General features: G+C 68.6%; 14 protein-coding genes. 9 read left to right on the forward strand and 5 right to left on the reverse strand.

Translation table 11 applies throughout. The features are described 5' to 3' along the window. The first annotated feature begins 57 nt into the window (after positions 1-57). Positions 58-378: a thioredoxin gene (gene trxA / locus AZC_RS03655; RefSeq protein ID WP_012169246.1), complete on the forward strand. Its 321-nt coding sequence runs from the start codon at positions 58-60 to the stop codon at positions 376-378. A gap of 90 nt (positions 379-468) precedes the next feature. On the opposite strand, the gene AZC_RS03660 is transcribed toward trxA, so the two are convergent. Next, positions 469-981, reverse strand: coding sequence for a flavin reductase family protein (locus tag AZC_RS03660; RefSeq protein WP_043878848.1), 513 nt, complete (start codon positions 979-981; stop codon positions 469-471). Between the two features lie 243 nt (positions 982-1,224). Between AZC_RS03660 and AZC_RS03665 the strand changes: the two genes are divergently transcribed. From AZC_RS03665 to AZC_RS03685, 5 genes are all read left to right on the forward strand, one after another. Beyond that, complete coding sequence (locus tag AZC_RS03665) at positions 1,225-1,854, forward strand: invasion associated locus B family protein (RefSeq protein WP_012169248.1); 630 nt, start codon at positions 1,225-1,227, stop codon at positions 1,852-1,854. 416 nt (positions 1,855-2,270) lie between these two features. After that, on the forward strand, positions 2,271-3,377 hold the full coding sequence (locus AZC_RS03670) for a DUF2778 domain-containing protein (RefSeq protein ID WP_052285846.1): 1,107 nt from the start codon (positions 2,271-2,273) through the stop codon (positions 3,375-3,377). A 268-nt stretch (positions 3,378-3,645) separates the two neighbouring features. Beyond that, positions 3,646-5,325, forward strand: coding sequence for a methyl-accepting chemotaxis protein (locus tag AZC_RS03675; RefSeq protein WP_043878849.1), 1,680 nt, complete (start codon positions 3,646-3,648; stop codon positions 5,323-5,325). 99 nt (positions 5,326-5,424) lie between these two features. After that, positions 5,425-5,649: a hypothetical protein gene (locus tag AZC_RS03680; RefSeq protein ID WP_043878850.1), complete on the forward strand. Its 225-nt coding sequence runs from the start codon at positions 5,425-5,427 to the stop codon at positions 5,647-5,649. Beyond that, on the forward strand, positions 5,646-7,067 hold the full coding sequence (locus AZC_RS03685) for an amidase (RefSeq protein ID WP_012169252.1): 1,422 nt from the start codon (positions 5,646-5,648) through the stop codon (positions 7,065-7,067). The genes AZC_RS03680 and AZC_RS03685 overlap by 4 nt, the downstream gene beginning before the upstream one ends. A 65-nt stretch (positions 7,068-7,132) precedes the next feature. Here the strand turns inward: AZC_RS03685 and poxB are convergent, their stop codons facing one another. After that, on the reverse strand, positions 7,133-8,860 hold the full coding sequence (poxB, locus tag AZC_RS03690) for a ubiquinone-dependent pyruvate dehydrogenase (RefSeq protein WP_043879985.1): 1,728 nt from the start codon (positions 8,858-8,860) through the stop codon (positions 7,133-7,135). A gap of 215 nt (positions 8,861-9,075) precedes the next feature. Between poxB and AZC_RS03695 the strand changes: the two genes are divergently transcribed. Next, positions 9,076-10,212 carry an FUSC family protein gene (locus AZC_RS03695; RefSeq protein WP_043878851.1) on the forward strand — a complete coding sequence of 379 codons (1,137 nt, stop codon included), beginning with the start codon at positions 9,076-9,078 and terminating at the stop codon, positions 10,210-10,212. Positions 10,213-10,257: 45 nt separating this feature from the next. Here AZC_RS03695 and AZC_RS03700 read toward each other — a convergent pair whose 3' ends face one another. The 3 genes from AZC_RS03700 to AZC_RS03710 form a co-directional block, all read right to left on the reverse strand. Further along, the gene (locus AZC_RS03700; protein WP_012169255.1) at positions 10,258-12,351 is read right to left on the reverse strand and encodes a methyl-accepting chemotaxis protein; all 2,094 of its coding nucleotides are present in this window, start codon (positions 12,349-12,351) and stop codon (positions 10,258-10,260) included. Between the two features lie 132 nt (positions 12,352-12,483). Continuing rightward, entirely contained in the window at positions 12,484-14,577 is a 2,094-nt protein-coding gene (locus tag AZC_RS03705) for a methyl-accepting chemotaxis protein (RefSeq protein ID WP_012169256.1), read from the reverse strand. A 119-nt stretch (positions 14,578-14,696) separates the two neighbouring features. Further along, positions 14,697-16,790, reverse strand: a complete 2,094-nt coding sequence (locus AZC_RS03710; protein ID WP_012169257.1) for a methyl-accepting chemotaxis protein — start codon at positions 16,788-16,790, stop codon at positions 14,697-14,699. Between the two features lie 413 nt (positions 16,791-17,203). Between AZC_RS03710 and AZC_RS03715 the strand changes: the two genes are divergently transcribed. Then, entirely contained in the window at positions 17,204-17,956 is a 753-nt protein-coding gene (locus AZC_RS03715; protein ID WP_012169258.1) for an amino acid ABC transporter ATP-binding protein, read from the forward strand. 39 nt (positions 17,957-17,995) lie between these two features. Then, positions 17,996-19,597, forward strand: a complete 1,602-nt coding sequence (locus AZC_RS03720; RefSeq protein WP_052285848.1) for an ABC transporter substrate-binding protein/permease — start codon at positions 17,996-17,998, stop codon at positions 19,595-19,597. Positions 19,598-19,599: the final 2 nt, after the last annotated feature.

A 19,599-nucleotide genomic window follows, 5' to 3' on the forward strand; every position in this document is an offset into this window, starting at 1 on the left:
TACGTTGAGCCCAAGATCCAGTGGATCGCCTGTGAAATCCCTACGAGGTATACGCCCATGGCCGTCGAAAAAGTATCCGATCAGAGCTTCGATGCCGACGTGCTCCAGTCCTCCACCCCGGTGGTCGTGGACTTCTGGGCCGAGTGGTGCGGCCCCTGCCGCATGGTCGCCCCGGTGCTCGACGAGCTCTCCGGCGAGCTTGGCGACAAGGTGAAGATCGTGAAGCTGAACGTGGACGAGAACCCGGTGACGGCGTCCAAGTACGGCATCATGTCCATCCCCACCCTGCTGCTGTTCAAGGATGGCAAGATCGCCTCCCGTCAGGTGGGCGCCGCCGCCAAGGCCAAGCTCGCGAGCTGGATCGGCTCCGCCGCCTGAGCTGCGGGCCGGTCGTTCGGGAATGCAAAAGGCGGGTCCTTCGGGGCCCGCCTTTTTGTTTGTCCATTTGCCTTGGGCCGCCGCAGCGACTCAGGGGGCGAGGGTGCGGAAGTCCCGGTGCCAGTAGAGGAGGGGACGCGCCGTATCGTCGACGCGCGTCGCCAGCACGCGGCCGAGCACAATCATGTGAGAATGGCGCTCGATGATCTCGTCGAGCCGGCAGTCGAAGGCGACGAGCGCGTCGTCGATCACCGGCGCCCCCGTCTCCATCACCGACCAGGGCGTGCCCTCGAATCGTGCCGCCCCGTGCAGGCCGGTCATGCCGGCGAAGGTCTCCGCCACGCGGCGCTGGCCCTCCGCCAGGACATTCACGGCGAAAACCTTGCGCGCCAGGAGTTCCGCGCGCACGGACGAGGCCTTGTTGATGCAGATGAGAAGGGTCGGCGGGTCCACCGCGAAGGAGGTGAGCGAAGAGGCGGTGAGGCCGGTTCGGCTGTCGCCCTCGCCCACGGTGAGCACGCTCACGGCGCCCGCAAGATGGCGCATGCCCGCGCGATAGCCCTCGGAGGGGGAGTGGCCGGCGGTGGCGGCGGGCGCGGTCACGCGCGGGTCCCGGCGGGCGAGGCGGAGGGCGGCAAGGCGGGCATGGATCGTTCCGGACCTGAAGTCCCGGCGGGGACGGATGTTGCTGTGCAATGTAGGCGGGGCGCGCCCGCTTTGCGAGGGTACGAGTGCACAGCTCAGGCTGGATCAAACCAAATTAGGTCAGTTCTTGGCGATTGGCAGCGCGGGTGCGGGAGGCTATCAGGACGCTCATCATTGTGTTTCGGGGGAACCATGTTGTTCTTGTCCTTTCTTTCGCGCCGTCCGCTGGGCCTGCTCGCCGGGGCTGCCGCCGGGGCGCTGATCGTTGCCTCGGGGGCCCTTGCACAGACGGCTCAGACCGCGCCCAAGCCGGCGGCCCCCAAGCCGGCGGCGGCTGCTCCCGCTGCCGCTCCGGCCAAGGGGCCGGAACTGGGTGAGGACGGCCCCTCCCGCACCACCGCCACCTATGACGACTGGGTGGTGCGCTGCGAGCGGTCCGAGGTGGTCGGCGGCGCCAAGGTCTGCGAGGCGGCCCAGACGCTGCAGATCGGCAATGCCCAGCAGCAGCTCGGAGCGCAGGTGGTGTTCGGCCGCCTGACCAAGGAAGCACCCATGCGCATCGTGGTGCAGCTTCCCGTCGGCGTGTGGCTGCCCAACGGCGCCCGCTTCGTGCTGCCCGGCGACAAGCCGCGCACCATCGCCATGCCCTACAAGTTCTGCATCCGAGCCTGCATCGCCGACGCCGATCTTTCGGCGGACGACGTGGCGGCGCTGAACACGAATGCCGGTCCCGCGAAGCTCGAATTCCTGGACCGCAACCAGCAGCCGGTGGCGCTGGAAATTTCCTTCAAGGGCCTTCCGGCCGCCCTGGCGGCCCGCGACAAGGGCTGACCCGGCGCGGTGGGCTTCAATGTCGCAGCGCGCGGGAGCATGCCGCCGCCGCTGCGGCAGAGGCCGGCCCTTTGGTTGCAACGTGTTGTTTTTTCGCCATCTTCCGCTGCTTCAAGGGGCGGATGGTGGCGGGAAATTTAAGGGTTAACCAAGCCGGTCGCCTCATGTAGCATGCCGGTGCAAGCCTAGGGGCAGCCAGCGGGCGCAATGCTCGTGATGCGTGGTTGGGCTCGCGGAGGTGACGGCGGGGCGCGGGGGTTTTCGAATTATTTACCGAGACCCGGTGAAGTTGCACGCAGGGTCCGGGGTAATCAGCCAATCCTGGCGTGACGGGATCCGGCGCGTGAGGCTCTCTGCATGTGCGGCAGGGGCGTAGCCCGGTGAACCGTCCCGGAAGCAGTCGAGTAACGTGCATTATGACCTATTCGGCCTGGATTGATGAGGACGACTACGATGCGGCGCCGGCTGCGGCAGCGCCCAGGCTTCGTCCCATCCTGAAGGCGGGCGTCATCGTCGGATTCGGCGTCGTCGCCGCGGCTGTGATGATGGTGGCTGTGGGCGGCGCGCGCGGCGTGTCCTCGCCCGACGCCGATCTGTCCGCCAGCGCCCCGGCGCTCGTGGACCCTCCGGCCCCGATTCGTGTCTCCCGGTCCCACGCGCTGGGCGAGGTGGAGGCCATTCCCTCGTCCGGTACGGTGGCCGACGGGCGCGACTGGATGTTCGCACCTTCCGTTCCCGGCGAGCCCACCGCCTTCCGCGGCGCCCGCCCGATGATGGCCGCTGTCGATCCGACTCCGGAGCCGACGGTGCAGGACATCCGCGTGATGCCCATGCCCTCCGCCAATCCGCTGTTCGCCTCCCGCGGGGTCGGCAACGAGCCGGCCGACAAGGCGCAGCTCAAGGAACTCAGCCAGCAGCTCGTGGCGCCGCCGCTGCCGACGCGCAATCCGCTGATGGCGGGCCGCCGCCAGCTCGCGGAACTCGAGCCCGCCGACCGTGCGACCCCGGCGCCGGAAAATCGTGCCCCGGCCGCCGCCACCCCGCCGGTTCCGGCGGACGCGGCCAAGTCGCTCCTGCCTGGCCCCGGCGACAAGTTCGCGCTCTATGACATCAAGGGCCGCGTCGTCTACATGCCGAACGGCGAGAAGCTCGAGGCCCATTCGGGCTATGGCGATATGTTCGACGACCCGCGCTACGTCCACAAGCGCATGGTCGGCCCGACCCCGCCCAATATCTATGAGCTGAAGATGCGCGAGGCGCTGTTCCACGGCGTCGAGGCCATCCGCATGAAGCCGGTGGGCGACCAGCCCATGTATGGCCGCGACGGCATTCTCGCCCATACCTACATGCTCGGCCCGCGCGGTGACTCCAACGGCTGTGTATCGTTCCGGGACTATGAAAAGTTCCTGGCGGCGTTCAAGCGCGGCGAGGTGACCCGCATGGTGGTGGTGACGAGCCTGCCCACCAAGCCGGAGCCGAACAATCCGATCGTCGCCTTCTTCGCCAAGATGGCGGAGCGCTGAGTGCCGACCCGGTTCCACCGACAGTGTCCGATCCCAGATCCCACCCCGGCCGAGTGCCGGGGTTTTCTTTTGTCCGGCCCGCTTACCGTGCATCAGCTTCGCACCATCTTGGTCAGCTAAGCTGACCTTCAGACTGGGGCGTGCCGTGTCTGACGCCGGATCATCGTGAACCGCGGTTGGAATGCAGCGGGGGCTGGTTCCTGGTCCTGCGGGCTCCCGACCGAGACCCGGGCACGCCCTCTCATTCGCCGGGGCTTGGGAGCGTGCGATGTCGTTTCGAAATCTGAAGATCGCCTACAAGATGACGTTGGTCCTCCTGATCATGGCGGCCACGACGCTGGCCGCCGTGCTCTATGCCAATGTGAAGACGGGGCAGATCATCACCGATTATGCGGACCTGACCGAGAACCGGTCGCCGGCGCTGCTGGCGGTGGTGCGGGCGAACGTGCGGGCAAACAATTTCGACATCTCGCTGGTGCGCGCGATCACCTTCCCCAATGAGGACCTCGACGCGGTTCTGAAGAACGCGGCGACCTACAACAAGGAAATGCGCGACTATCTCGTGCAGGCGGCGAAGCTCGATCCCGAGAACGCGAGCTTCTATCGCCAGTATGCGCAGGGCTTCGATCCCTTCTACGCCGACATGGTGCGGGGCATCGAACTGGTCCGCGCCGGCAAGCTGGAGGAGGCGAAGGCGCTGGCGCAGAAGTTCCTGCCCGCCATCACCGCGCACCGCCGCTCCTCGACCCCGGTCATCAATGCGGTGGGCACCCGCATCTCCACCAATTCGGACCGCCTCCAGGATGAGGTGGCCGGTGTGCGCCTCACCAATTACCTGGTGGTGGGCGGCGGCATCCTCGTTGCGCTCATCATCGGCTTCCTGATCAGCCGCGGCGCGGTGGCGGCGCCCATCATCCGGCTCGGCGCCACCATGCGCCGGCTCGCCGAGGGCGATCTCTCTGCCGAGGTGGAGGGGCAGGACGGGCGCGATGAGGTCGGCGGCATGGCCCAGGCGGTGGAGGTGTTCAAGCAGAACGCCATCGCCGCCCGCGATCTGGAAGAGCGCCAGAAGGAGATGGAGGCGGATGCCCAGCGCCAGCGCAAGGCGGAACTGGCGCGTCTCGCCGACATGTTCGAAGGCGCGGTCGGCTCCATCGTCTCCGGCGTTGCCACCGCCACCGTCCGCCTTCAGGGCACAGCCTCGACCCTGACCCAGACGGCGGCCTCCACCCAGAGCCTGTCCTCCGGCGTGGCGAATGCCTCCGATCAGGCCTCCAACAATGTGCAGACGGTGGCCGCCGCCGCCGAGGAACTGGCGAGCTCGGTGTCCGAGATCAGCCGGCAGGTGGAGACTTCCAGCCAGATCGCCACGGAGGCGGTGCGCCAGGCCCAGAAGACGGATGCCCGCATCGGCACCCTCTCGCAGGCGGCGAGCCGGATCGGCGACGTGGTGGAACTCATCACCGCCATCGCCGGCCAGACCAACCTCCTCGCGCTCAATGCCACCATCGAGGCGGCGCGCGCAGGCGATGCCGGCAAGGGCTTCGCGGTGGTGGCGCAGGAAGTGAAGGCGCTCGCCGCCCAGACCGGCAAGGCGACCGAGGAGATCAGCGGCCAGATCACCGAGATCCAGCAGGCGACCGCAGAATCGGTGCAGGCCATGAAGGAGATCGGTGAGACCATCAACCGCATCGCCGAGATCGCGCAGGCCATCGCCGCCGCCGTACAGGAGCAGGGCACCGCGACGGCCGAGATCAGCCGTAACATCCAGCAGGCGGCGGCCGGCACCGCGCAGGTGAGCACCAACATCGCGGAAGTGACACGCGGCGCCGCAGCCACCGGCGAAGCCTCCGAGGACGTGATGCAATCGGCCCGTGCGCTGGCCCAGCAGGGCGAGAGCCTGAAGACGCAGGTGGACGGGTTCCTCAACACCGTTCGCGCGGCCTGACCCCTTCCGAACCCGGCGCGGGGATGCATCCCGCGCCGGGTTCGGCTATGGCCCTTGCGAGGTGCGGACGGGCGTCCGCCGTGACGTGTGAGGGCGAGAATGGACACTGCGGGCAATTCCCCGACCGACGTGGCCGCCATGGTGCGGGCGCGCCAGGGCATCGAGATCCGTCCTGAAGAGGCGGCGGCCTATGCCGCCCTCGTCGCGCAGCTCAATTCTACCGTGGCCGCAGGCGCGAAGGCGCGCGTCGATATCGACGGCTGCCCGTGGAGCTACGCCAACCTCCTCGCCGCCGTGGCCGAGCGCGGGGAGGGCGAGGCGTGAGCGCGCTCCACGACCTCGGGCTCGTCGAGACGGCGGACGCCATCGCGCAGGGCGCCATCACCTCCGAAGCCGCGACCGCCTCTGCGCTGCACCGGCTGGAAGCCCTCGGCCCGCGCTACCACGCTGTGATGCTCATTGACCGCGACGGCGCGCTGGAAGCCGCGCGCGCGGTGGACCTTGCCCGCGCGCGGGGCGAGGACATCGGCCCGCTCGGCGGCGTGCCGCTGGCGCACAAGGATCTGCTCTATCGTGCGGGCCGCGTCTGCACCGGCGGCTCGCTCATCCGCAAGGACTTCGTCCCCGACGTGACCGCCTCCGTGCTGGAGCGGCTCGACGGGGCGGGGGCGCTTGATCTCGGCACGCTGCATCTCGCCGAATTCGCCCTGTCGCCCACCGGCTTCAATGCCCATTACGGCCATGGCCGCAGCCCGTGGAACCTCGATTACGGCTCCGGCGGTTCGTCCTCCGGCTCCGGTGCGGCGGTGGCGGCGCGGCTGGTGAGCGGCGCGCTCGGCTCCGACACCGGCGGCTCCATCCGCCATCCCTCGGCCATGTGCGGCGTTACGGGCCTGAAGCCCACCAACGGCCTCGTGCCGCTTTATGGCGCCATGCCCATGGCGCCGAGCCTCGACACCATCGGCCCGCTTACCCGCTCCGTGCGCGATGCGGCCCGGATGCTCAGCGTGATCGCCGGGCCGGATGTGCGCGATGCCACGACGCTGGCCGCACCCGAGCGCGATTATGAAAGTGGCCTCTCGGGTGATCTGAAGGGCCTGACCATCGCCGTGCCGCAGGGCTATTACCGCACGACCGCCGATGGCGAGATCCTAGCCCTCATGGACGATAGCCTCAAGGTGCTGAAGGAGGCCGGGGCGAAGGTGGTGGAGACCACCGTGCCCGACATGGCGCTCATCAATGCCCTCATGCAGGTGGTGATGACCTGCGAGGCTGCCACCCTGCATCGCCAATGGCTGGAGGAGCGGCCGGGCGATTATGGGGCGCAGGTGCGCGCCCGCATCCTGCCCGGCTTCGCGCTGCCCGCGACGCGCTATGTGGAAGCACTGATGATGCGGGCCAAGGTGGCGGAGGACTGGCTGCACCGGGCCATGGGCGGCGCCGACATGGTGCATATCCCGACCCTGCCCATCGCCGTGCCGAGCATTGCGGAGACGACGCAGGGGGCGCCGGAGGACGTGGCGGTGGCCATCGCCCGCGTCACCCATTGCACGCGGGCGATCAACTATCTCGGCCTGCCCTCGCTCTCCGTGCCCTGCGGCTTCACCGCCAACGGCCTGCCGGCCGCCTTCCAGCTGGTCGGCCGTCCTTTCGGCGAGCCGGTGCTGCTCCGGGCGGGCGACGCCTATCAGCGGCGCACCGACTTCCACCTGCGCGTGCCGCCCGATTGCGGGCCGATCTGAGGCGGGGGAGCGCCCGGCTCTTCGATGATCCGAAGGCGGCGGGTGGCCCGCCGCCTTCTCGCGCCTCAGCGGAAGAGGTTGCGCTTGGCGAGTTCGAGCAGTTCGTCGCCGCGCCCGTTCAGGATGGCGCGGGCGGCATAGAGCGAGAAGCCGGCCACCTGCTCGGCCTTGATGGCCGGGGGCATCACCAGTTCCATCTTGTCCGTCACCACGTCCACCACCGCCGGGCCGTCATGGGCAAAGGCCTTCTGAAGTGCGCCCTTCACGTCGGCGGGGTCTTCCACGCGGATGCCGAGGATGCCGATGGCATTGGCCATGGCGGCGAAATCCGGGTTCTGAAGGTCCGTGCCCACGTTCAGGAAGCCCGCGGCCTTCATCTCCATGTCCACGAAGCCCAGCAGGCCATTGTTGAAGATCACGATCTTCACCGGCAGCTGGAGCTGGCGGAGCGAGAGGATGTCGCCCATCAGCATGGCGAAGCCGCCATCGCCCGAAAGCGAGACCACCTGCCGGCCGGGATGGGCCGCCTGCGCGCCCAGCGCCTGCGGCATGGCATTGGCCATGGAGCCGTGGATCAGCGAGCCGATGAGCCGGCGCTTGCCGTTCATGGCGATGTAGCGCGCGGCCCAGACCGTCGTCTCGCCCACATCCACGCTGAACAGCGCGTCCTGCGCCGCGACTTCGTCGATCACCTTGGCGAGATATTGCGGATGGATGGGCTTGGTGCCCGGATTGCCCACCGCCAGCGCGTCGAGGTCGCGGCGGGAGGTCTTGTAATGCTCCTGCACCTTGGCGAGGAAATCCCCGTCCGTGCGGGGCTTCAGGCGCGGCAGCAGGGTGGCGAGGGTCGCCTTCACATCGCCCACGAGGCCGAGGTCGAGCCGCGTGCGGCGGCCGAGGTTTTCCGGCCTGATGTCGATCTGCGCCACCTTGGCGTCGGTGGGATAGAACTGGCGATAGGGGAAGTCGGTGCCCACCATCAGCAGCAGGTCGGCCTCCAGCATGGCGTGATAGCCGGAGGGGAAACCGATGAAGCCGGTCATGCCCACGTCGTAGGGATTGTCATATTCCACGAAGGGCTTGCCGCGCAGCGTGTGAACCATGGGCGCCTTCAGCGCGGCGGCGAGGGCCACCACCTCGTCATGGGCACCCTCGCAGCCGCCGCCGGCGAGGATGGTGATGCGCCTCGCGCCGTCGACCAGCGCCATGAGCTTTTCAAGCTCGCTGTCAGCCGGCACGACGGTGGGCGGGGCGATGGCGGTCCAGCGTGGCTCGGTCGGGCCTTCCGCCGCCTGGAGCGCCACGTCGCCGGGAATGACGATCACCGCCACGCCCTGCTTCTGGATCGCCGTGCGCATGGCGATCTCCATGATGCGGGGCATCTGGGAGGGGCTGGAGACGAATTCGCAGTAGTGGCTGCACTCCTTGAACAGTTGTTCGGGATGCGTCTCCTGGAAATAGCCCGAGCCGATCTCCGCGCTCGGAATATGGGCAGCGATGGCCAGCACCGGCGTGCGGGTGCGGTGGCAATCGAACAGGCCATTGATGAGGTGGAGGTTGCCCGGCCCGCAGGAGCCGGCACACACGGCGAGCTTGCCGGTGAGCTGCGCTTCGGCGCCGGCGGCGAAAGCGGCCACTTCCTCGTGGCGCACGTGCATCCACTGCACCTGCGGAATGGTGCGCAGGGCGTCGGTGAAGCCGTTGAGGCTGTCGCCCACCACGCCCCACACACGCTCCACACCGGCGGCCGCCAGCGTGCGCGCCATGACGTCCGCAACTCGTACTCCGGCCATGAGGTCCTCCATCCGTTTGCTGCGGCCCGCCCTCATTGCCTGGGGCAAGTCATTGCGTGCCTTGCGGTTCCCGGCATATCCGGAAAGCATGTCGGCAAGATGCATGGCTATCATCCGCGCGTCACAGGCGGACGCAAGGGTACAGCAATGGTTTCATGTTGCCGTCTGGCAGTGCGGCCAAAGAATGCCGGGCGGCGGCAGAGCGGGGGCGGGCGATGCGGAGGGAAAACGGGCTGCTGCGGCGGCTGAAGACGGCGACGCGGTGGCTGTCGCGCGCCCCCGTCCGCACGGCGCACCGCTTCGAGGCGGAGGCCCGCGCCGATGTGGCCGCCTTCACGGTGCATGGCCGGCGGGCGCAGGTGGCCTTGCGGGTCACGCTGGGGGTTCTGGTGGCCATCGCCATCGCGCACGCCCTGGGACTGGAGATGCCCGTCTGGGCGGCCATCAGCGTGGTGCGCGTGTTCCAGAACGACCGGACCGCGACCGTGATGCGCGGGCTGGAGCGGGTGGCCGGCACCATCGGCGGCTGCGCTGTCGCTTATGCCATCCTGAAGATCAGCGGCGCGCACGCCTGGGTCTATATGGCGACGGGGCTCGCCTGCGCGGCGGCGGTCTATGCGCAGGCCGTCACCCGCTACAGCTATGCCTTCGTTCTCGTGGGCTTCACCGTGCCGCTGATGACCTATCACGCGGTAGTCTCGCCCGAGCCGATGACGCAGGTCATCCTCATGCGCGGCATGGAGGTGATGGTGGGCGTCTGCGTCGCCTGGGCGCTCGATTTCCTCACCTCGCCCGCGCGGCCGAAGGCGAAGCCGAAGCCGCTCTATGCGGGCATGGATGCCATCTTCATGGGCCATGCGCTCACCGTGGGCATCGCGGTGACGCTGGTGCCGGTGGTGTGGACGGTGCTGCATCTGCCGGGCTTCGAGCAGACGCCGATCACCGCCTTCATCGTGGTGGGGGCGGCCCGCGAGGGCATCGGCTGGAAATCGCTGAACCGCTGCGTCGGATGCGCGCTCGGCGCGGCCTTCGGCTTCCTCGGCGTGCTGACGCTGGACGGCAGCCTGCTCACCTGGGCGCTGTTCGTCTTCGCCGGCCTGTTCGTCTTCACGCAGATCGGCTTCGGCGGCAGCGTGGTGGCCTATACGGGCATTCAGGCAGCCATCGCCTTCCTGCTGGTGGTGGTGCAGGAGCCGATCCCCCATCTCGATCTCGACGCGGGCGTCGGGCGCATGTGGGGCGTGATGGGCGGCATTGCTCTGGTAATGCTGGTGGGCCTCGCCACCTGGCCGATCCGCCGGCGGATCACCGAGCGTCTCCAGCCGCGGGCGAGCCACGAGGCCGCCCACTGAACACGCCCCGGCCGGCCGAACGGCGGCCGGGAGGTCCTTGTGCGGTCAGGCCGTGCGGACCGTGCCGAGGAAGCGCTGCATTTCCGCTTCGAGGCGCTTGGCCTGATCGGTGAGGGCGGCGGCGGCGGTGAGCACCTGGCCGGCAGCGGAACCGGTCTCGTCGGCGGTCTGGGCCACTTCCGAGATGTGGGCGGTCACGCTGTTGGTGCCGGTGGCCGCCTGGTCGACGTTGCGGACGATCTCGCGGGTGGCGACGCCCTGCTCCTCGACGGCGGCGGAGATGCTGGTGGCCACGTCGCTCATCTTGCGGATCTGCGAGCCGACGCCTTCGATGACCTGCACCGCCTGCTTGGTGGTGGCCTGGATGGCGCCGATCTGGCTCTCGATCTCCTCCGTCGCCTTGGCGGTCTGGGTGGCCAGCGCCTTCACCTCGGAGGCGACCACCGCAAAGCCCTTCCCGGCATCCCCCGCCCGCGCCGCCTCGATGGTGGCATTGAGGGCGAGGAGGTTGGTCTGCTCGGCGATGGAGGAGATGAGCCCCACCACGTCGCCGATGCGGGACGCGGCCTGCGCCAGATCCTGGATGACCGTGCCGGTCTTCTGCGCCTCGGCGACGGCGACGCTTGACATCTCGGCCGACTGCTGCACCTGGCGGCCGATCTCATCCACGGAAGAACCCAGTTCCTCGGCGGAAGAGGCGACCATGACCACGTTGGTGGAGGCTTCCTCGGCGGCCGCCGCGACGGCGGTGGACTTCTCCGAGGTGCGGCGTGCGGCCTCCGCCATGGTGCGGGCGGTGCCGTGGAGCTGGGTGGAGGCGGAGGCAACGCTGCCGATGATGCCGCCCACCGCACTCTCGAATTCGGCGGCGAGCTTCAGCATCCCCTCGCGCCGCTCGGCCTCGGCCTGCACGTGGGCGGCCTTGGCCTCGGCTTCCAGGGCCGTGTTGCGGGCCATCTCTTCCTTGAAGACGAGCACGGCCTTGGCCATGGAGCCCACTTCGTCGTGGCGTCGGGTGCCGGCCACGTCCACCGCGAGATCCCCGTCGGCGAGGCGCTGCATGGTGGCGGTGAGGCCGGAGATGGGCCGGGTGACGCGGCGGATCACCACCACGAGCCCGGCGCCGGCGATCAGGAGGGCCACCACCAGCAGCCCGGCATAGAGCGCGAGGGACGCGCGGGCGCGTCCGGCGGCGGCACCCGCAGCGTCGGCCATCTCGTCCATGGCGGTAATGGCGACGGCACCGATGGTTTCCAGCGCGGGCACGGCGGCGCTCCGCCACTGGTCGAGCGTCAGCGGTGGCTTGCCGCCGTTGCTCAGGGTCTTAAGCGTGTCTTCCTTCAGCGTCTTGAAGCTGCCGGAGAAGAAGGCACTGTCGGCCTTGGCGACGGCCTCCCGCAGCGAAGCCGGGATGTCCTTGTTGTCGACCTCTTCCTTGACCATCGACCAGCCGAGCTGGCCGCGCACCTCTTCCGCCTGGACCTCCGTGAGATCCTTCGGCGCGAGCGGCTCGCCCTTGCGCAGGGCATTGCTGACGGCAAGAACGGTGTTGCCTTCGGAATTGCGCACGATGCCTGTGGTGCCGCGCACGGAGAGATAGGGCGTCAGCGAGATGTCGAGGCTGCGGATGCGCTTGCCGATGTCCTGCGAAACGTCGTCGAGCCGATCCAGCTCGCGGACGGTCACGTCATAGATGCGGGTGCTCAGCGTCTTGTCGCGGCTGTCGGGCGGCAGCTGGAGGGCGCGGTCGATGTCCGCGCGCAGATCCTTGATGGCCTTGCGGATGCCCTCCACGCGGCCGGCGAGATCCTTCGCCTCCGGCGTCCCCTGGCTGGACAGTTCTGTGAGAGCGACTGCGAAGCCGGCGTCCACCTTCTCCCGGCGCTTGGCGATGCCGGCCACCAGCGGCGGCATGGCGTCGAGTGGGCGGGAGAGCGCGGCGGCGCTGTCCGAGCGCTCGGTGCGCAGGGTGGTGAAGGCCTGGAACAGCCCGCGGTCGATTTCCGCATAGGCCTGTGCTTCGGCGGCGGCGAGATCGCGCTTGTAGGCGGTGAGCAGCGAAGAGCCGCAGAGCGCGGCCATGATCAGGCTGACCAGCCCGAACAGCGCCAGCAGGGTGAGCTTGATGGACAGGCGCACGGAAGCCCCCTGATAAGTCAGTTACCCTTCCCTATCCTGTGAGCCTTGTCCGAACCTTGTGGGTACCTTTGGTTGTGGTGTCTTGCCGGCAAACCGCCGGGCGTCGGACGCCCGGCGTCTCTCCTTCCCGCCTCAGGCGGCGCGGACTGTGCCGAGGAAGCGCTGCATTTCCGCTTCGAGGCGCTTGGCCTGATCGGTGAGGGCGGCGGCGGCGGTGAGCACCTGCCCGGCGGCGGAACCGGTCTCGTCGGCGGTTTGGGCCACTTCCGAGATGTGGGCGGTCACGCTGTTGGTGCCGGTGGCGGCCTGGTCGACGTTGCGGACGATTTCGCGGGTGGCGACGCCCTGCTCCTCGACGGCGGCGGAGATGCTGGTGGCCACGTCGCTCATCTTGCGGATCTGCGAGCCGACGCCCTCGATGACCTGCACCGCCTGCTTGGTGGTGGCCTGGATGGCGCCGATCTGGCTCTCGATCTCTTCCGTCGCCTTGGCGGTCTGGGTGGCCAGCGCCTTCACCTCGGAGGCGACCACCGCGAAGCCCTTGCCGGCGTCGCCGGCTCGCGCCGCCTCGATGGTGGCGTTGAGGGCGAGGAGGTTGGTCTGCTCGGCGATGGAGGAGATGAGCCCCACCACGTCGCCGATGCGGGACGCGGCCTGCGCCAGATCCTGGATGACCGTGCCGGTCTTCTGCGCCTCGGCGACGGCGACGTTGGACATCTCGGCCGACTGCTGCACCTGCCGGCCGATCTCGTCCACGGAGGAACCCAGTTCCTCGGCGGAGGAGGCGACCATGACCACGTTGGTGGAGGCTTCCTCGGCGGCCGCTGCCACCGCCGTGGACTTCTCCGAGGTGCGGCGTGCGGCTTCCGCCATCGTGCGGGCAGTGCCGTGGAGCTGGGTGGAGGCGGAGGCCACGCTGCCGATGATGCCGCCCACCGCGCTCTCGAACTCGGCAGCGAGGCGCATCATGCCTTCGCGGCGCTCCGCCTCGGCCTTGAGGCGGGCCGCCTCGGCTTCGGCTTCCAGAGCCGCATTCCGGGCCATCTCCTCCTTGAAGACTAGAAGGGCCTTGGCCATGGCGCCCACCTCATCGTGCCGCTCGGTATTCGGTACCGCCACATCGAGATTGCCGCCCGCGAGGGCCTGCATGGTCGAGGTGAGGCCGCTGATCGGCCGGGTGACACGGGTGATGACCACCAGGAGACCGGCCACCACCATGGCCAGCGCGAACACGATCAGGCCGGCATAGAAGAACAGGGTCTTGCGAGCCCCGTCGGCGATGGCTTCGGCCTCTTCCGAGAGACTGACCATGGCGGCGAGGCTGATGTTGGTGAGGTCGTCGAGCGCGGGAATGATCTTGTTGCGCCAGTCGTCGATGCCCGTCGTCTTCACCGGGGCGGTGGCAAGGCTCTTGGCGAGGTCGTCCCGCATGGCCTTCACCGGATCCACGAAGAAGGTGCGCTCGGCCGTGGCGACGGCGCTTCGGATACCGGCGGGCATGTCCACGGCATTGCCGAAGCTGCGGGTCTGCGACCAGGCAAGGTCGATCTTGGCATTCGCGCCCGTGATCGTCGCCGTTTCCGCCGCCGTGAAGGCGCGGCCCTCGCGCAGCGCGACGCTGATGAGCAGCGCCGCATCACCGGCGGCGGTCCGCAGGGCGCCGGCCGAACTGCGCAGCGTGATGAAGCGCAGGAGGCCGGCCTCCACCATGCGGATCTCGGTGTCCACCGCCTCCATGGTGGCTTCCATGCGCTTGATGACGTCCGCCATCTCCTTCATGTAGCGCGGCAGCAGCGCGGGATCGCGGCTCTCCTTGGGCCGCTGGAGCGCGCTGTCGAGGTCCGAGCGCAGGTTCTGGATGGTCTGGTAGTCGCCGGAAACCTGCCGGAGCAGCGCCTTCGCCTGCGGCAGATCGAGCTTCTGGAGGGCTGCGACCGTCCCGTCCATGCCCGTGTTCACGGTCTTGCGGCGGGCATTCATGGTCTCGATGAGCGGGCCCATCTTGTCCGGTGTCGCCGGCAGGGCAAAGCCGCCGTCGGCCCGTTCCAGACGCAGGTTGCTGTAGGCGGAAAACAGATCGTGGGCGGCGGTCACATACTGGAGCGCGGTCGCCGCGTCGCTGTTGCTCTTCAGGGCCGAAGACAGCGAGCCGATGCACAGGGCGGCAATGGTTGCGCTGATGACGGAAAACAGACCGATCAGGGTCGTCTTGATGGTCAACTTCATGGACGCGTCTTCCCTTGGCGTGGCCGGCCTTGAAGGCCGTCAGGCGTCTCAGCGCGGCAAAGCACCGGCTGAATTTTATCGGGCGATCTTGATGTCGCTTTGGGGAAACGGTGCGCGCCTCAGGCGGCGCGGACTGTGCCGAGGAAGCGCTGCATTTCCGCTTCGAGGCGCTTGGCCTGATCGGTGAGGGCGGCGGCGGCGGTGAGCACCTGCCCGGCGGCGGAACCGGTCTCGTCGGCGGTTTGGGCCACTTCCGAGATGTGGGCGGTCACGCTGTTGGTGCCGGTGGCGGCCTGGTCGACGTTGCGGACGATTTCGCGGGTGGCGACGCCCTGCTCCTCGACGGCGGCGGAGATGCTGGTGGCCACGTCGCTCATCTTGCGGATCTGCGAGCCGACGCCCTCGATGACCTGCACCGCCTGCTTGGTGGTGGCCTGGATGGCGCCGATCTGGCTCTCGATCTCTTCCGTCGCCTTGGCGGTCTGGGTGGCCAGCGCCTTCACCTCGGAGGCGACCACCGCGAAGCCCTTGCCGGCATCGCCCGCCCGCGCGGCTTCGATGGTGGCGTTGAGGGCGAGGAGGTTGGTCTGCTCGGCGATGGAGGAGATGAGCCCCACCACGTCGCCGATGCGGGACGCGGCCTGCGCCAGATCCTGGATGACCGTGCCGGTCTTCTGCGCCTCGGCGACGGCGACGCTGGACATCTCGGCCGACTGCTGCACCTGGCGGCCGATCTCATCCACGGAAGAACCCAGTTCTTCGGCGGAGGAGGCGACCATGACGACGTTGGTTGAGGCTTCCTCGGCGGCTGCGGCGACCGCCGTGGACTTCTCCGAGGTGCGGCGTGCGGCTTCCGCCATGGTGCGGGCGGTGCCGTGGAGCTGGGTGGAGGCGGAGGCGACGCTGCCGATGATGCCGCCCACCGCGCTCTCGAATTCGGCAGCGAGGCGCATCATGCCTTCGCGGCGCTCCGCCTCGGCCTTGAGGCGGGCCGCCTCGGCTTCGGCTTCCAGAGCCGCATTCCGGGCCATCTCTTCCTTGAAGACGAGCACGGCCTTGGCCATGGAGCCCACTTCATCCTGACGGTGGGTATTGGGGATCTCGATGGCGAGATTGCCGCCGGCCAGCGCCTGCACCGCGGCCGTCAGCCCGGAGATGGGGCGCGTCACCCGGCCGATCACCACCACGAGGCCAATGATCGCGGCCGCCAGAGAAACGATCAGCAGGCCCGCATAGGTGAGCAGCAGATGCCAGGCGTCCGAGGCGAGGCCGTCGGCGGCCTTGGCGAGGCTGTCCACGGCGGCAAGCCCGACCGCAGCGAGGCTTTCCAGCGCCGGGACGGACTGGCCGCGCCAGGTTTCCGCATCCACGTTGGCCAGCTTGCCGTTGGACAGATCCTCGGCGAGCTGGTCGCGCAGGGTCTTCACGGGGCCGGAGAAATAATGGTCCTGCGCCTTGGCCATGGCGGACTTCAGCGTCTCCGGCATGTCCGGAGCATCCACCATCGTCTTCACCTCGGTCCATCCGGTCTGGACCTGTGCATTATGAGCGGCGAAATTGATGGTGTTGGCCGGCGTGAAGACACGCTTTTCGCGCAGGGCGGCGCTGATGATCAGCGACGCATCGCCCGCGCCCATGCGCGCGGTGCCGGCGGCGGCGCGCACCACGATGAAGCGCAGCAGGCTCGGTTCCAGAATGCGGATCTGGCGTTCCACCGCGTCGGTGGTCTGTTCCATCTGGCTGAGCAGGCCGAGGGATTCGGTCATGATCCGTCCGCCGAGCTTGCTGTCGCGTGCCTCCAGCGGAAGCTGGAGCGCGGCGTCGACGTCGGCCCGCTGCCGCTTGATGGCGGCGTGGACGGTGCGCAGCTTTTCGGCGATGGCGCGCGCCTCTGGCACGCCGAGCGCGTCAAGCTGCGCGAGGGCGACGCCGATGCCGGTATCGGAGGTCACGCGGCGCTGCATCATGCCGGTGATGACCGGCTGGGCCCTTTCCGCGGGAAGGGGGAGGACCGAGCCGGCGTCGGCCCGTTCCAGCCGATAGGCCGAATAGGCGCCGAAGAGACCGTGGTCCGCGCGGACGTAGCGGACCGCGTCTTCCGCGGTCTGGTTGTGGCGGTAGGCCGTGAGCAGAGACGTGATGCAAATGGCCGCCAGAATGGCGCTGATCACCGAGAAAAGTGCGATCAATGTGGTTTTGATCGATAAATTCATGCCCGACCTCCGTACCCATTCCGTCGAGTAAGGCGCCGGGCTGTTGCGAAGCTTGCATTTGAAGGCGGCTGTACGCGCTAAAGTGGCGCCGGTCCGTGTAGACGGGAGCGCGTTGCCTGCGTTTTCGTCGGCTGAAGAAAGAAAAGAGCCTGTGCGCTCGGCTTTTATCTTGAGAGACAGGACGGCCGGGGATGATGTGCGAACTGCAATCGGCGATTGCAAAGGTGCCCGTACCCCCGTGAAAAGGGCCAATATGTCGCAATTTCTAGTTGGCGAGGACGCCGGCCACCCGCCTGTTTTCTTGCCAAAGTACCGGCGGCGCGCCGTTTTTTCGGCCCGCGTCTTGTCCAGTGTCAATGTGGTGACATGCACACCCATTAGTCCGGCCTGCGGATGAAAGCCGGAGGGGCGGGATGCAGCCGATTGTTCAGGCGAGCGACGTGCGCAAGCATTTCGATACGCACTGCGTGCTCGATGGCGTGAGCCTCGCTGCGCTGGAGGGGCAGCTCATCTCCCTCATCGGCCCCGCCGGCTGCGGAAAATCAACGCTGCTGCGGTGCCTCAACGGCCTCGACGTGCCGGATTCCGGCACCATCGAGATCGACGGCGTGACCTGGGCGCGCGCGGCCGGCGGGCGCGCACCGGCACCGGAGGTGGCGCACGAGCTGCGCCGGACGGTCGCCATGGTGTTCCAGGGCGACAGCCTCTTTCCCCACCGTACGTTGCTCCAGAATGTGATGATGGCGCCCATGATGGTGCTCGGCGTATCCCGCGACGAGGCGGCCATGGGCGCCGAGCTCCTGCTCAGGAAGGTGGGGCTGTTCGCGGAGATGGACCGCTATCCCGCCCATCTGTCCGCTGGCCAGCAGCAGCGCGGCGCCATCGCCCGCGCGCTCGCAATGAGCCCCAAGGTGATGCTCTATGACGAGCCGACCTCGGCCCTCGACGGCGGCATGGCACAGGAGGTGCTGGACACCATCGCCCTGCTGAAGGACGACGGCCTGACCCAGATCATCGCCACCCACGAACTCGGCTTCGCGCGGGCCGCCTCCGACAGCGTGATGTTCATGCAGAACGGTGCGGTGGTCGAGACCGCGCCGGGCGATGCCATGTTCCGCGCGCCGCAGGATGTCCGCGTGCAGCGCTTTTTCCAGCTCTTCGCCTGAGCGGCTGGCTGGTCCCTTTCCTCTTTGCGGATGAACCCCATGCGTGCGGTCCTTGCGGCCTTGGCCCTGGCAGTGCTTGCGCTGCCGGCCGGCGGGATGATGGCGGCGGCTCCGGCCCGCGCCCAGAGCATCTCCTCCCTCACCGACTATCTCACCCGCGACACCACGGCGAAGGCGCCGCCGCCGGCGCTGACCGCGCCACCGCCCGTCCTGCGCTATGGCGCCGACGTGGGCCGGGGCGCGCCCTATATTTTTCGCGATCCGGCGGCGCCGGCGCGCATCGTGGGCTTCGAGGTGGACCTGATGGCGCAACTGGGCGCGCGTCTCAGTCGCCTGCCGGTGCTGGTGCAGAGCGAGGCCGAGACCCTGCGGCCGAGCCTCGTCTCCGGCCTCTACGAACTGGCGGTCGGGGGCCTCGACGTGGCGGCGCCGGGGCAGGCCGGCGTCGAGTTCACCATTCCCTATTACGCGACCTTCGGGCAGATCGTGATCCGCCGGGACCAGCCGGCCATCAACCGGATCGACGCGCTCAAGGGCATGACCATCGGCGTGCTGAAGGGCAGCCGCCTGCGCGACACGCTGGCGGCCGTGCCGGATGTGGTGCTGCGGGTCTTCGACACCGCGCCGGAGGCCTATGCGGCGCTGAAGGCGGGGAGCCTCGAAGCCGTGGTGACGGACTATCCGGTCGCCCTCTACCACGCCCAGCATGACCCAGCGGTGATGTTCACCGGCCCGCCGGTGGGGCGCATCGAATACGGCCTGGCGCTGAAGGCGGGCGCGCAGCCCGCCCTGCTCGGTGCCCTCAACACCGCCATCTACGCCATGTCCCGCGACGGGACGCTGCGCGAATTGCTGGACCGCTGGGAATTGTGGACGCCGGTGATGGCGCAGGAGACCGGCGACACGCGCCCGCTCCAGGCCCAGCCCACGGCCCGCGAATATGTGCTGGCGCTCACCATGCCCGACGGCATCGTGCCGCGTCTCGAGCGCTATGTGCGCTTCCTGCCCCAGTTCGTGCGCGCGGCGCTGACGACGCTGGAGGTGGCGGTGCTCGGCCTGCTGCTGGCCCTCGCGGCCGGCGCCCTGCTGGCGGTGCTGCACGCACGGGGCGGCCGTCTGCTGCGCGGGGCGACGGGCGCCTATGTGGACGTGATCGGCGGCACGCCGCTTCTCGTGCTGCTGCTGTTCGTCTGTTACGGCCTGCCCGAGGCGGGGCTGCCCATCGGCCCCTTCCTCGCCGGCGTCCTGGCGCTCGGCCTGCATCATGCGGCGGGCATGGCGGAAGCCTATCGCACGCGGCTTGCGGTGGTGACCCGCACGCAGATGGAGGCGGCGGTCTCGCTGAACATGTCGAGGGGGCAGGCATTCAAGGCGGTGGTGCTGCCGCAGGCGGTCCGCGCGCTTCTGCCCTCGACCGCGCGGGGCTTCGTGCTGGTGCTGAAGGATTCCTCCCTCGTCAGCGTCATCCTGCTCGCCGATCTCACCCGCACCTATGAGAGCGTCGCTTCGGTTCACCAGGACTTTCTCGGCATCGGCCTGCTGGTGGCGGCGATCTATCTGGTGCTCGGTCTGCCCTTCGCGCGGCTTGCTGCCTGGGCGGAGCGGGTGGCGGAGGAGACATTGCCGCCGGTACGCGGCTGAAC

It is taken from the genome of Azorhizobium caulinodans ORS 571, from assembly GCF_000010525.1.
Classification (GTDB): Bacteria; Pseudomonadota; Alphaproteobacteria; order Rhizobiales; family Xanthobacteraceae; genus Azorhizobium; species Azorhizobium caulinodans.

What these genes read in the sequence shown, in the direction of transcription:
- AZC_RS03720 (WP_052285848.1), top strand. Translation starts at nt 17,996, where the DNA reads ATGCGTGCGGTCCTTGCGGCCTTGGCCCTGGCAGTGCTTGCGCTGCCG.
- trxA (WP_012169246.1), top strand. Translation starts at nt 58, where the DNA reads ATGGCCGTCGAAAAAGTATCCGATCAGAGCTTCGATGCCGACGTGCTC.
- AZC_RS03705 (WP_012169256.1), bottom strand. Translation starts at nt 14,577, where the DNA reads ATGAAGTTGACCATCAAGACGACCCTGATCGGTCTGTTTTCCGTCATC.
- AZC_RS03715 (WP_012169258.1), top strand. Translation starts at nt 17,204, where the DNA reads ATGCAGCCGATTGTTCAGGCGAGCGACGTGCGCAAGCATTTCGATACG.
- AZC_RS03710 (WP_012169257.1), bottom strand. Translation starts at nt 16,790, where the DNA reads ATGAATTTATCGATCAAAACCACATTGATCGCACTTTTCTCGGTGATC.
- AZC_RS03670 (WP_052285846.1), top strand. Translation starts at nt 2,271, where the DNA reads ATGACCTATTCGGCCTGGATTGATGAGGACGACTACGATGCGGCGCCG.
- AZC_RS03695 (WP_043878851.1), top strand. Translation starts at nt 9,076, where the DNA reads ATGCGGAGGGAAAACGGGCTGCTGCGGCGGCTGAAGACGGCGACGCGG.
- AZC_RS03680 (WP_043878850.1), top strand. Translation starts at nt 5,425, where the DNA reads ATGGACACTGCGGGCAATTCCCCGACCGACGTGGCCGCCATGGTGCGG.
- AZC_RS03675 (WP_043878849.1), top strand. Translation starts at nt 3,646, where the DNA reads ATGTCGTTTCGAAATCTGAAGATCGCCTACAAGATGACGTTGGTCCTC.
- poxB (WP_043879985.1), bottom strand. Translation starts at nt 8,860, where the DNA reads ATGGCCGGAGTACGAGTTGCGGACGTCATGGCGCGCACGCTGGCGGCC.